This is a genomic window from Streptomyces sp. NBC_00989, assembly GCF_045162655.1.
In the GTDB taxonomy this organism is placed as follows: domain Bacteria; phylum Actinomycetota; class Actinomycetes; order Streptomycetales; family Streptomycetaceae; genus Streptomyces.
Window position 1 is genome coordinate 7,462,456 of the sequence record NZ_CP108728.1, and the last position, 12,658, is coordinate 7,475,113.

Here is a 12,658-nt window from a genome sequence, read left to right on the forward strand (position 1 = left end):
TGCGGTAACCGCGAGTGGGACCATTTGCGAGTTCCCCATTGTCCCGAGGTAGGTCAAGGTCACCTGTGTCGCACATAGCCAAGCCCCGCACCACCGCAGTGATCCTGGCCGGCGGTACCGGTCAGCGGGTGGGTCTCTCGATCCCCAAGCAGCTGCTGAAGATCGCCGGCAAGGCAGTCATCGAGCACACCCTGACCACCTTCGAGAACACCGACTCGATCGACGACATCATCGTCCTGATGGCGCCGGGCTACGTCCCGGACATCGAGAAGATCGTCGCCAAGGCCGGTTTCCAGAAGGTCACCCGGATCATCGAGGGCGGCTCCACACGGAACGAGACCACCGAGCGCGCCATCGCCGCGCTCGGTGAGGGCCTGGCCGAGGGCGAGGACCGCAACGTCCTCTTCCACGACGCCGTGCGCCCCCTGCTCTCGCAGCGCGTGATCGACGACTGTGTGGTGGCCCTGGAGCGCTTCCAGGCCGTCGACGTGGCCATCCCGTCCGCGGACACCATCATCGTGACCCGCACGCACGGCGACGACGGCGAGTTCATCACCGAGATCCCCGACCGCTCCCGGCTGCGCCGCGGCCAGACGCCCCAGGCGTTCAAGCTGTCCACGATCCGCCGCGCCTACGAGGTCGCCGCCGGGGACCCCAACTTCCAGGCCACGGACGACTGTTCGGTCGTACTCAAGTACCTGCCGGACGTGCCGATCCACGTCGTCGCGGGCGACGAGTACAACATGAAGGTCACCCAGCCCGTCGACGTCTTCATCGCCGACAAGCTCTTCCAGCTCGCCTCCACGGCCGCGCCCGAGCAGGTCGACGAGGCCGCCTACCGCGAGCTGCTCACCGGCAAGACGCTGGTCGTCTTCGGCGGCTCGTACGGCATCGGCAAGGACATCGCCGAGGTCGCCGAGGGCTACGGCGCCACGGTGTACGCGCTGGGCCGCTCGACCACCGGCACGCACGTCGAGAACCCCGAGGAGGTCGACGACGCGCTGTCCAAGGCGTACGGCGAGACCGGGCGCATCGACTACGTCATCAACACCGCGGGCGTGCTGCGCATCGGCAAGCTGGCCGAGACGGACAACGCGACCATCGAGGAAGCGCTGAAGGTCAACTACCTGGCGCCCGTGCAGATCGCCCGTTCCGCGTACAAGTACCTCGCCGAGACCAAGGGCCAGCTGCTGCTCTACACCTCCAGCAGCTACACCCGAGGCCGCGCCGAGTACAGCCTGTACTCCTCGACCAAGGCCGCGATGGTGAACCTCACGCAGGCCCTGGCGGACGAGTGGGCCGGCGACGGCATCCGCGTGAACTGCATCAACCCGGAGCGCACCGCCACCCCGATGCGCACCAAGGCGTTCGGCCAGGAGCCGACGGGCACCCTGCTCTCCTCCGAGGCCGTGGCCCGCACCTCGCTCGACGTGCTGCTGTCCGAGCTGACCGGCCACGTCATCGACGTCCGCCAGCAGGACCCGACGGCCGGCGCGGCCAGGGCGTCCGGCTTCGAGGCCGCCCTCGCCTCGGTCCTGGACGTCCAGGACGGCGTTTAATTAAGCCTGCTTCTGAGATCCCGGTAAATTACTCAAAACCCCCAAGAGCAGGTTTATCAGTGATTTCCACCGCTATTCGCGTGGCCCGTGTGGGCAGCGCGGCTGAGCTGGCCGCCGCCGCCCTGATGATGCTGGGATACCCGGCCCTCATGCTGGCCGCCCTCGTCCCGAGCGTCCCCGCCTTCGCCGCCGCGACCGTCGTGACGTACGTCGCGGACCACTACCTCCACCGCCAGGCCAGCTACCTGATCAACCGCCTCAGCAAGGTCAGAGCGGGCCTCTCCATCCGCTTCCTGATCCGCCAGCTCCTGCTGATCCTGCTGCTGGCCCGCATGGACCTCTCCGACAACCTCATCTTCTACGGCGCGATCGCCTGCTTCATCGCCTTCTACGGCCTCCAGGCCCCGCACGGCGCCGTCGTCACGCTGATCCGCAACCGCCGCCGGATGCCGGTCGCCACCCGCAACGTCGACCTCGGCTCACGCATCCACATCCCGGACGCCCCGAGGTTCGGCCTGCTGGAGCGCTCCGCCGAGAAGATGCTCCACCTCGACCTGTTCGCCGTCGTCGGCCTGCTGATCTCCGCCGAGCTGGACTCGGCCGTCGCGGGCTTCATCGGCATCGGCATCACCCTGTTCCTGGGCACCCTCTACGTCGGCGCGCTCCTGCCGTACATACGGGGTACGAAGATCCCGCCGACGCCGGAGGTCATCCTCACGGCCGTCGACGACTGGCTGCGCGAGTACAACCCACAGACGGTGCTCTACTTCTCCGGCTCCAAGGACTCGACGTACCAGGTCAACATGTGGCTGGAGACCATGGAGCAGCTGGACACCCGGCCGCTGGTCCTGCTCCGTGAGCGCGTGATACTGCAGAACCTCGCCCAGACCAAGGTCCCCGTCATCTGCGTGCCCGGCGGTGTGCACCTGATGAACATGGACCTGTCGACCGTGCGCGTCGCGCTGTACGCGGCCAACGTCGGCAAGAACATCCACCTGCTGCGCGTCCCCACCATGAAGCACGTCTTCATCGGCCACGGCGACAGCGACAAGCTGGCCAGCGTCAACCCGTTCAGCAAGGTCTACGACGAGGTGTGGACCGCCGGCCGTGCGGGCCGCGACCGCTACGCCATCGCCGACGTCGGTGTCCGCGACGACGACATCGTCGAGGTCGGCCGCCCGCAGCTCGCCCCGATCCAGACCTGGCAGGGCGTGCCCGAAGGCCGTATCCCGACCGTGCTGTACGCGCCGACCTGGGAGGGCTGGGACAACGACCCCGGCAACACCTCCCTCCTGCTGGCCGGCGAGAACATCGTGAAGAAGCTGCTCAAGGCCGACCCGCCGGTCCGTGTCCTGTACAAGCCGCACCCCTTCACCGGCACCGTCAGCCCCGCCGCCGGCTCCGCGCACCGCAAGGTCGTCGCCCTGGTCGAGAAGGCCGCCGCCCAGCGCGCGACCGACCCGCGCTTCCAGGCCGACGCGGCCGTGCAGACCAAGGCCAAGGCCGACCTGGCCCGCATCGACGCCCGTATCGCCGAACTGTCCGGCGGCCCCGCCGACAAGGGCGACGAGGCCGAGCTGACCCGTGACGGCGTGGTCGACCTGGTCAAGTACGAGGAGATCGCCCGGCTGCGCGCCGAGTGGAACGACGCGTACTGGAACTCGGTCGGTACCTTCGAGCACCGCGTCATCGCGGGCGCCGAGCCGCGCCTGTACGACTGCTTCAACGTGTCCGACGCGATGGTCTCCGACATCTCCAGCGTGGTCTCCGACTTCATCGCGAGCGGCAAGCCGTACGCGGTCACGGACTCGGCGAAGCTGGGCGTGGAGGAGTTCAAGCGGCAGAACACCGCGGTGCGCGCGGCCGTGATCCTCTCCAACAAGGCGTCGGAGATGGGCGAGTTGCTGGCGGCGGTCCGCGCCCCGGAGGCCGACCCGATGGCCGAGGACCGCAAGGAACTCAAGGAGTACCTGCTCGGCCCGGACGAGCCCACGTCGATCGAGCAGTTCAACACCGCGGTGGGGAACCTGGCGGTCAAGTCCGAGACGCGGAACGTCGGCCAGGAGCGGGTGGCGACGACGGAGGCCGAACTCACCAGCTGACCCGTGCGTGTCAGTACTTGGTCAAGAAGAGCCCGGTTTTTGGGGAGTGATTCTCGAAAACCGGGCTCTTTTGCGTATCCCCTCCTGACGGAGGACAACCGATCCACTCGGTCGGCCGTCTTGTAGATGGCGATTCAATGGACAAGGGGGGTACGCGTGACCGTGACGCAGCCTGATGTGACCGTGGTCGTCGGGGCGTACGAGGCGATGCCGTACCTGGTCGAGTGCCTGCGCTCGGTCGAGGCGCAGACGCTGGACCCGGCCCGCATCGAGGTCATCGCCGTGAATGACGGCTCGACGGACGGTACGGGGGAGTACCTGGAGGAGTTCGCGGCCCGCGCCGCGACCCACGTCACCGTGATCCACCAGGAGAACTCCGGCGGCCCCAGCGCCCCGCGCAACGTCGGCCTCGGCAAGGCGAGCGGACGCTACGTCTTCTTCCTCGACGCCGACGACCGGCTCGCCCCGGAGGCGTTGGAGCGCATGGTCGCGATGGCCGACCGCAACGGCACGGACGTGGTGCTCGGAAAGGTCGAGGGCATCAACCGCGTCCCGCCCAAGGCGGCGTGGGTCGAGACGCTGGAGCGCACCGACGTCTTCCACTCCAACATCAAGTTCACGCTGAGCGCCCAGAAGCTGTTCCGGCGGGCGCTGTTGGAGCGGCACAGCATGCGGTTCGACGAGTCGCTGTTCACCGGCGAGGACGCGCTGTTCACGATGGAGGCCTATCTGCGGGCCGACGGCGTCTCCGTGATCGCCGACCACACCTGCTACTACCTGGTGGGCCGCGACGACGGCAAACACGTGACGAAGAGCGGGAGTTACACCCTGCGCTTCGACTCCGCGCGTGCCCTGATGAATCTCATCGCGGAGATGGTCCCGCCGGGCGTGGAGCGCGACAAGCTGATGCTCCGCCCCTTCCTGGTCACGCTGCTCCCGCAGTTCGGCCCCAAGTACCTCAAGGACAGCGAGCAGGTCAGGCGGCACAAGTTCGAGCTGGCCAAGCCGTTGATGGCCGCCCACTGGACCGACGAGGTCGCCGTCCGCCTCAAGGTGGACGAGCGGCTCCGCCTCCACCTGGTCGCCGAGGAACGCCCCGAACTCCTCCTGGACGTCGTCGAGTTCGTCCGGGCCAAGAAGCAGCCCGCCGCCGTCCTGGAGCGGCGTGGCCGCCGGGTCTACCTGGCCTACCCGCACTTCCGCTCGGAGGCGGTCGGCCTCCCCGACTCCCTCTACCTCGCCGAACCGCGGGAGGCACGCGCCGTCGAGGGCTACCACGAGCCGGGGCGCCGACTCGTGCGCCGGGCGCTGGGGAAAGCGCGCCGGGGACTGGGGAGGACGCGCCGGGTGCTGCTGTCGCGCGGAGTCACCTCACGCGGCCGGGCGGCGGCCTGACGGATCCTGACGGACGGTGAGCCCGGTCCCTGGGCGGGACCGGGCTCGTGCGCCGCACTACCGCGGTCGTCGTCTTTCCGTCTGCTTCAGGGTCTGACGCCCTTGGACTTGTCCCGAGGGCCGGGCACCTTTCTGCGGCGGACGTCAGGGAAATCGCTCAGCACGTCATGAGCAGGCTCGCCGCCCGCTCGCGAAGGGGATGCTCGATGACAAGAGACGTCAGTTCCCTGATCGTGTCGCGGGCCCGGCCGACTTCGAGGACGGCCGCGGCGTGCTCCTCCAGGGCGGAGAGCCGCTCCTCCTCCTCCATACAGGCCTCCATATAGGCGCCGGCCGTCGACGGCAACCACTGGCCCGCCAGGCCCGAGAGCGGCGGCCCGTGCCACAACTCGACTTCCTCACCCAGGAGTTCACTCGCCCGCACCGCACCGACGTGCTGGGCCAGATCGACCAGACGCCGGAAACGGTGGAGGCCGATCTGTTCCTTGTCACCCGCACGCCTGTGACCAGGGCACCTGAGACACGCTGAGAGCGGCCAAGTCCCCACGGCCGTCCGTGACCACCCAAGGTCCCTCGTCGACCACCCGAAGGTCCGTCGTCGGACGAGCGGACGGTCACGGACGGCTTACGGATGGCCGACGGACGGCTGTCCGGGGACTGGACCGGTCAACGGCCCCCGCCCCGTTCGCGTAGATTGCCGGGCGGGCAGCCATACCTACGCGAGGGGAACTCAGCACGTGGCAGGGGCAAGGCAGGCCGTGACCGAGGCCCGCAGGATTGTCGTCAAGGTGGGTTCCTCCTCGCTGACCACCGCGGCCGGCGGCCTGGACGCCGACCGCGTCGACGCACTGGTCGACGTCCTCGCCAAGAGCCGCAGCGGGGGAGAGAAAGAGGTCGTCCTCGTCTCCTCCGGCGCCATCGCCGCCGGACTCGCCCCGCTCGGACTGCGCCGCCGCCCGAAGGATCTCGCCCGTCAGCAGGCCGCCGCGAGCGTCGGCCAGGGCCTCCTGGTGGCCCGCTACACCGCCTCCTTCGCGCGTTACGGCATCCGCGTCGGCCAGGTCCTGCTCACCTCCGACGACATGAGCCGCCGCTCCCACCACCGCAACGCCTCCCGCACCCTCGACAAACTCCTCGCCATGGGTGCCCTCCCGATCGTCAACGAGAACGACACCGTCGCCACGGACGAGATCCGCTTCGGCGACAACGACCGGCTCGCCGCCCTCGTCGCCCACCTCGTCCACGCCGACCTGCTGGTCCTCCTCTCCGACATCGACGGCGTCTACGACGGCGACCCCAGCAAGCCGGGCACCTCGCGGATAGCGGAAGTCCGGGGACCGCAGGACCTCGCGCACGTCGAGATCGGCAGCGCGGGCAAGGCCGGCGTCGGCACCGGCGGCATGGTGACCAAGGTGGAGGCGGCCCGGATCGCCGCCGCCGCCGGCATCCCCGTCGTGCTGACCAGCGCGGTCCACGCGACCGACGCGCTGGGCGGCGGCGACACGGGGACCTACTTCCACGCCACCGGAAAGCGTTCCGCGGACCGGCTGCTCTGGCTCCAGCACGCGTCCACCCCGCAGGGCTCGTTGACGCTCGACGACGGTGCCGTACGCGCGGTCGTGCAGCGTCGGATGTCGCTGCTGCCGGCCGGAATCGCCGCCGTCGAGGGCGAGTTCAGCGCGGGCGACCCCGTCGAACTCCGCGACGGCACCGGGCACGCGGTCGCCCGGGGCCTCGTCAACTTCGACGCCAAGGAGATCCCCCAGCTGATCGGCCGCTCCACCAGGGAACTGGCGCGGGAGCTGGGACCGTCGTACGAGAGGGAAGTCGTCCACCGGGACGACCTGGTGATCCTGCACCCGTAGAACCGGCGAAGCGACCGGCACCCGTAGGACAGGCGAGGCGTTCGGTCGAAAATTGCGGGAACGCCGATCGTGGGCGACAGCCATGAGGTGGACCTTCCGTAAAAGCGCCACGCGGACGCCTTGGGCCTGCTCAACTTTGCTCAGGGACACATCCGCGCGAGCACAGCAGCTCGCCCCTTGCGTAAGGAGGCCGTCGTGAGACGAGTGCGCCCTGGGGCGGCGGCGTCCCGCGGTGGTGCCACCTCCCGCGCGCCCGGCGAGGAGCGCACGCTGACGAGCGTCGCGGCCGGCGCCCGGTACGAGGGCGAGGAACCCAAGGATCTGCCCCGGCTGTGGCATGTCACCCTCAGCGTCTCCGGCGGCGAGGCCCCGCTGAAGGAAGTGCGGCGCGGTCTGGAACAGCTCGCCCACGACCACCCCTTTCTGCTGACCAGCCGCTACGCCAACGACCACGCGGAGATCCGCTACTGGGAAGAGGCCCGCGACCTGCACGACGCGGCAGCCGTGGCGCTGCGCCTGTGGGGCGAGCACCGCCAGACCGCCAAGCTGCCGCCGTGGGAGATCGTCGGCCTGGAGGTCATCGACCGCGAGACCTACCACCAGCGCATCTCCGAGGGGTACGGCCCGCTGCCCGCGACCCCCGTCGGCGTACATCCGTTCTGAGACCCTCAGGGTCCGTTTCGAGCCGTCCTCGGGTCCTTCCGCGCTTGTCTCGCGGTTTGGGATAGCCGGTGGACGCCTTCGCGGGGCGCACTACCCTTCCCTCATGACCACGCTCTCGCCGTACGACTCCCTGTCCCCGGTCACGCAGGCCGCGTACCGCGCCAAGTCCGCCGCCGCCGACCTCGCGCCGCTGCCGCGCGCCGAGAAGGACGACGCGCTGCTCGCCATCGCGGACGCGCTGGAGGTCCGTACGAGCGAGATCGTCGAGGCCAACGCCAAGGACATCGCCAAGGCCCGCGCCGCCGGCACCAGCGAGACGGTCATCGACCGGCTGACGCTGACGCCCGAGCGCGTACGGGCCATCGCCTCGGACGTACGGGACGTCGTAGCACTGCCCGACCCGGTCGGCGAGGTCGTCCGCGGCTCGACCCTGCCGAACGGCATCGACCTGCGCCAGGTCCGCGTCCCCCTCGGCGTCGTCGGCATCATCTACGAGGCCCGCCCGAACGTCACCGTCGACGCCGCCGCCTTGTGCCTCAAGTCCGGGAACGCGGTCCTCCTGCGCGGCTCGGCCTCCGCCTACGAGTCGAACACCGCCCTCGTGCGCGTCATCCGCGACGCCGTCGGCGGCGCCGGACTGCCCGCCGACGCCGTGCAGTTGGTGCCCGGCGAGAGCCGCGAGAGCGTGCGCGAACTGATGCGCGCCCGGGGACTCGTAGACGTCCTGATTCCGCGCGGCGGCGCCTCCCTGATCCAGACCGTCGTCAGCGAGTCGACCGTCCCCGTGATCGAGACCGGCGTCGGCAACTGCCACGTCTACGTCGACGCCGACGCCGACCTCGACATGGCGATCGACATCCTGATCAACTCCAAGGCCCAGCGGCCCAGCGTCTGCAACGCCGCCGAGACCCTCCTCGTCCACCAGGACATCGCCCCCGAGTTCCTGCCGCGCGCCCTGGACGCCCTCGCCGAGGCCGGCGTCACCGTGCACGCAGACGAGCGCGTGCTCGCCTACGCCAAGGACTCCGAGGCCACGGTCGTCGAGGCCACCCCGGAGGACTGGGACACCGAGTACCTCTCCTACGACATCGCCGCCGCCGTCGTCGACTCGCTCGACAAGGCCGTCCAGCACATCCGGCTGTGGAGCTCCGGCCACACCGAGGCGATCGTCACCAGCTCCCAGCAGGCCGCCCGCCGCTTCACCCAGCTGGTCGACTCCACCACCGTCGCCGTCAACGCCTCCACGCGCTTCACGGACGGCAGCCAGTTCGGCTTCGGCGCCGAGATCGGGATCTCCACCCAGAAGCTGCACGCGCGGGGTCCGATGGGCCTGCCGGAACTGACGAGCACCAAGTACATCGTCACGGGCGACGGACACATCCGCCGCTGAGGCCCCGCCGTTCGGCATATGCGGTGGGCATAGCGCCTCGTCGGGGGAGAGACGTCTCACACAACGGATGAATTTCCCTACCGCCTGCCCAAATTGACCCCCCAGGTCTACTCTGGAGAGGTGCCGGAGGACGTGGGGGGCAGGCCGTTTCCTGACGGCTGGGAGCCCGACGACGACCACGACCGCGGAGTGTCGGACGAAGAGTTCGCATCCGTGGTCTTCGACGAGGCCTTCATACGGGCGGCCGTAGTACACGAGCCGACCGCCGTCGAGCGCCTCCTGGCCGCCGCGCAGGCGAGAGCCGAGGCCTCCGAGGCCGAAGCCCGCCGCGCGCAGCACGGCAGACGCGCACGAGGCGACGATCCGTTCGAGGACGCCTACGGACGCGAATTCGGCCATGATCCGGAACTCGACGACCTGGACGACCCCGACGTCGTCGAGGGCCGCTACGGCGCCCCGGGGACCTACGGCAAACAGGTCCGCTGGCACCGCCCGGTCGCCTGGCTGCTCGCCCTGGTGATGGGCATCGGCATGGTCGCCCTGGCTTTCTCGGCGGTCTACCGCGGCGCCTCCTCGGGCGGCAGGGACCGTGTCCCGCCCCCGGCCTCGACGGGCGTGGAACAGGGCACGGCTGCGGCACCGTCCGCTTCCGCCGACAACTCCCAGCCACCGCTGTCCGCGGTCCCGCGCACGCCCTGAGCGAGCTGTGAGCGCCCCGGTGAGAACCTGTCAGAACTTGTCGTGTAGCAGGGCGTTTACCTGAGGCTCCAGAGACCTACTCTGAAAGTATGGGCGGTCCAGGAGACCCACCTGAGGGCACGCCCGAGGGCGCTCCCGGTGGTGGTGAGGACGAGTACCGATCCGTCGTCTTCGACGAGTCGTTCGTCCGCGCTGCCCGCCTCCAGGAGTTCTCCGCGCAGGAGCGCCTGGCCGACCACGCCCCCGCCGTCCGCCGCCGCCCGGCCTTGCGCCGCGGTCTCTCCCGCCAGGCCCTGATCCTGGTCATGCTGATCGCCGTCGCCTTCGGCACCGCGATCTACATGGGTGTACGGCACCCCTACACGACCCCCACGGCCCAGCAGCCCATCGAACCGCTGCGGATGACCGTCATCCCACTGTCCCCCCAGGGCAAGGTCCCGGGGGCGGCCGACGCCGAGTACCTCTACGAGCACAGCCCGGCCGCGCAGTTCAGCGTCGGCGCCGAGGGCGTGCCGCTGCCGGCCGCGCGGCGCACCGCGCACTTCTCGGACAGCCAGGTCATCGCCGCCCTGAGCACCGCCAAGGACTACATCGTGGAGTCCTCGCTCTACCCGGCGGTGCTCACCGGCGGACAGATCCGCCCCGCGCGCGTCCTCGTCGACCCGGACCAACTCGACCAGTTCGACCAGAGCTTCGAGCACCCGACCGCCGACGGCCGGCACGAACCCACCGGATGGCTGGTTCGCTTCGACCCCTCTCGCGTCCAGCTGGCCGACCGCAAGATCCGCGTCCAGGGCACCCTCCAGGCCACCGAGATCGACTCGTCCACTCTTGAAGTCATCGCCGACGGAACCTTCGTCTACGCGCTACGGCCCACCGGCTCGGCGGCCTCGGCCGGCTCCGGCGACCAGGCCCAGGCGTCCCTGTTCACCGTCCGCCGCGAACTGCACTTCCGCTTCGACCGCGACGACCTGCGCATGCACCAGGCCCAGCTCGTCGTCTCCTACGTCCAGGCCGGGCCCCTGTCCTGCGCCGAGGACTCCGTGACCCATCTGCGCCCCCTGCTCGCCGGCCAGACCGCCAAGGCGGGCGGCCCGGCCGGCACGGACCCGTACGCGACGGGCAGCGCGACGGCGCTGTGCGGGTCACTGGCGACGAGCGCGCAGCCGAAGGTGTGAGTTTCCTGAATTTCCACGCCGGGGGCCGTGCCCGGAAGGAGCCGTGCACGGCCGTCGTACGTGATGGATGAGTGAGGTCGGTCCTCAGTCGCGCGGCGGTGTGTCGTCCGTCGGCGGCTGCTCCGTGCCGTTGGCCGGGCCCGCCGGCGGCTCGTCCTGCGGGGTCGAGCTCGCGAAGCCGCCGAAGCCGCGTCGCACCCGGCCGCCCAGGTCGCCCGCGCCGCCCGCGAAGTCGCTGACCAGCTTCATCAGCGGGTCCTTGGAGTTCTTGACGTTGCTGGCGTAGCTCGCCGCCGACTCGCGGAACGAGTCCGTGACCGAGGTGTCCTTGTCCTCGCTGCGCCGCGGGTAGTGCCCGTCCATGATCCGCTGGTAGTCGCGGGACTCGGCCCACTTCTTCAGCTCGGCCGCCCGCACGGTGGTGAACGGGTGGGAGCGGGGCAGCACGTTCAGGATCTTCAGCACCGAGTCGCGCAGGTCACCGCCCGACTCGAACTCCTCGGCCTGCTTGAGGAAGGCGTCCACGTTCATCTCGTGCAGGTGGTTGCCGCCTGCGATCTTCATCAGGCCGCGCATCGAGGCCCGCAGGTCCTGGCCGACCAGCAGACCCGCGCGGTCTGCGGACAGCTCCGACTTGCGGAACCACTCGCGCAGCGCCGTCACGATCGCCAGGATCGCGAGGTTGCCCAGCGGGATCCAGGCGACCTTCAGGGCGAGGTTGGTCAGGAACAGCAGGATCGTGCGGTACACGGAGTGGCCGGACAGCGCGTGGCCCACCTCGTGGCCGACGACCGCCCGCATCTCCTCCTCGTCGAGCAGCTCGACCAGGCCGGTGGTGACGACGATGATCGGCTCGTCCAGGCCGATGCACATCGCGTTGGGCTGCGGGTCCTGGGTGACGTACATCGGCGGGACCTTCTCCAGGTCCAGGATGTAACAGGCGTCCCGCAGCATGTCGTTGAGGTGCGCGAACTGCTGGTCCGACACGCGCACCGAGTCGGACAGGAACAGCAGCCGCAGACTGCGCTCGGGCAGCAGCCCGCTGAGCGCCTTGAACACCGTGTCGAACCCGGTCAGCTTGCGCAGCGCCACCAGGGCGGAGCGGTCGGCCGGGTGCTCGTACGCACGCGAGGAGATCCCCTCGAAGCGCCTGCGCTGCCTGCTCGGCACGTTCTCGTGCCCGTTCTGCTCGTGGCCGTCTTCGGACATGTGGTCCCCCATGTGCGTGTGAGTGCCCTGAGTGCCCCCGAAGCAGAGCCCAGCCTAGGCGGAGATACCGTGGACGGGCAGTACAGCGAAGGAGTCAACGCATGGAGCCCCATTCCGCAGCCGCCTGGCTCGCAGAGGCCGCGAACGCCGCCCCCCGGCAAGGATCGGGGGACCTGCTCAAGGTCGTACTGATCGTCATGTTCTTCGGCTGCATCCTGACCGCGTGGTTCCTGCTGCGCGGGTACAAACAGAAGGACGACTGAGGCGCCCGTCGAGTTCCCTGTCGCGTCCAGGTCGGCTGCCCGTCGTCTTCCAGCCGGCTGTCCGTCGGCTTCCAATGGCGGAGTCGGCGTGATCGCCGCCGGGGCGCCCGCTTACCATGGGCCGACATCTTTATCCCGCCCACACCGGATAGGTTCTGCTGAAGATGAGCATCCACGGCACTGCTGCCCAGTTGGTCACTCTTGCCGCCGAGGGGGAGGGCGGGGGCAACCACGAGAGCCTCCAGCCGATCATCACCGGTGGCGGCGCGTTCATCGTCCTGATGCTCCTGCTGTGGATCACCACCCGCTTCAACCGCGACCGCTAGGGTCTGTCC

General features: G+C 69.6%; 12 protein-coding genes. 10 read left to right on the forward strand and 2 right to left on the reverse strand.

Annotation, left to right across the window (positions count from 1 at the left end; translation table 11 throughout):
- Nucleotides 1–65 precede the first annotated feature (65 nt).
- The 3 genes from OG714_RS33285 to OG714_RS33295 all read left to right on the forward strand — a co-directional run bounded on the left by OG714_RS33285 (nucleotide 66) and on the right by OG714_RS33295 (nucleotide 5,056).
- Nucleotides 66–1,559 (forward strand): SDR family NAD(P)-dependent oxidoreductase, encoded by a 1,494-nt coding sequence (locus tag OG714_RS33285; RefSeq protein WP_406126578.1) that lies wholly within the window; start codon nucleotides 66–68, stop codon nucleotides 1,557–1,559.
- 59 nt (nucleotides 1,560–1,618) lie between these two features.
- On the forward strand, nucleotides 1,619–3,661 hold the full coding sequence (locus tag OG714_RS33290) for a hypothetical protein (protein ID WP_406126580.1): 2,043 nt from the start codon (nucleotides 1,619–1,621) through the stop codon (nucleotides 3,659–3,661).
- Between the two features lie 156 nt (nucleotides 3,662–3,817).
- Nucleotides 3,818–5,056 (forward strand): glycosyltransferase family 2 protein, encoded by a 1,239-nt coding sequence (locus OG714_RS33295; RefSeq protein WP_406126581.1) that lies wholly within the window; start codon nucleotides 3,818–3,820, stop codon nucleotides 5,054–5,056.
- 157 nt (nucleotides 5,057–5,213) lie between these two features.
- Here OG714_RS33295 and OG714_RS33300 read toward each other — a convergent pair whose 3' ends face one another.
- Nucleotides 5,214–5,603 carry a BTAD domain-containing putative transcriptional regulator gene (locus tag OG714_RS33300; protein ID WP_406126583.1) on the reverse strand — a complete coding sequence of 130 codons (390 nt, stop codon included), beginning with the start codon at nucleotides 5,601–5,603 and terminating at the stop codon, nucleotides 5,214–5,216.
- 211 nt (nucleotides 5,604–5,814) lie between these two features.
- On the opposite strand from OG714_RS33300, the gene proB reads away from it, so the two are divergent.
- From proB to OG714_RS33325, 5 genes are all read left to right on the forward strand, one after another.
- Entirely contained in the window at nucleotides 5,815–6,921 is a 1,107-nt protein-coding gene (proB, locus tag OG714_RS33305) for a glutamate 5-kinase (protein ID WP_406132048.1), read from the forward strand.
- Between the two features lie 204 nt (nucleotides 6,922–7,125).
- Entirely contained in the window at nucleotides 7,126–7,584 is a 459-nt protein-coding gene (locus OG714_RS33310; RefSeq protein ID WP_019063252.1) for a hypothetical protein, read from the forward strand.
- 103 nt (nucleotides 7,585–7,687) lie between these two features.
- Nucleotides 7,688–8,974 (forward strand): glutamate-5-semialdehyde dehydrogenase, encoded by a 1,287-nt coding sequence (locus OG714_RS33315; RefSeq protein ID WP_406126585.1) that lies wholly within the window; start codon nucleotides 7,688–7,690, stop codon nucleotides 8,972–8,974.
- Nucleotides 8,975–9,067: 93 nt separating this feature from the next.
- Nucleotides 9,068–9,673, forward strand: a complete 606-nt coding sequence (locus OG714_RS33320; RefSeq protein ID WP_406126587.1) for a hypothetical protein — start codon at nucleotides 9,068–9,070, stop codon at nucleotides 9,671–9,673.
- Nucleotides 9,674–9,762: 89 nt separating this feature from the next.
- Nucleotides 9,763–10,851, forward strand: a complete 1,089-nt coding sequence (locus OG714_RS33325; RefSeq protein WP_406126589.1) for a hypothetical protein — start codon at nucleotides 9,763–9,765, stop codon at nucleotides 10,849–10,851.
- An 84-nt stretch (nucleotides 10,852–10,935) separates the two neighbouring features.
- Here the strand turns inward: OG714_RS33325 and OG714_RS33330 are convergent, their stop codons facing one another.
- Complete coding sequence (locus OG714_RS33330; protein WP_406126591.1) at nucleotides 10,936–12,060, reverse strand: M48 family metallopeptidase; 1,125 nt, start codon at nucleotides 12,058–12,060, stop codon at nucleotides 10,936–10,938.
- A gap of 101 nt (nucleotides 12,061–12,161) precedes the next feature.
- Between OG714_RS33330 and OG714_RS33335 the strand changes: the two genes are divergently transcribed.
- Nucleotides 12,162–12,323 (forward strand): hypothetical protein, encoded by a 162-nt coding sequence (locus OG714_RS33335; RefSeq protein ID WP_327404136.1) that lies wholly within the window; start codon nucleotides 12,162–12,164, stop codon nucleotides 12,321–12,323.
- Between the two features lie 164 nt (nucleotides 12,324–12,487).
- Entirely contained in the window at nucleotides 12,488–12,649 is a 162-nt protein-coding gene (locus tag OG714_RS33340) for a hypothetical protein (RefSeq protein WP_033285922.1), read from the forward strand.
- Nucleotides 12,650–12,658 lie beyond the last annotated feature (9 nt).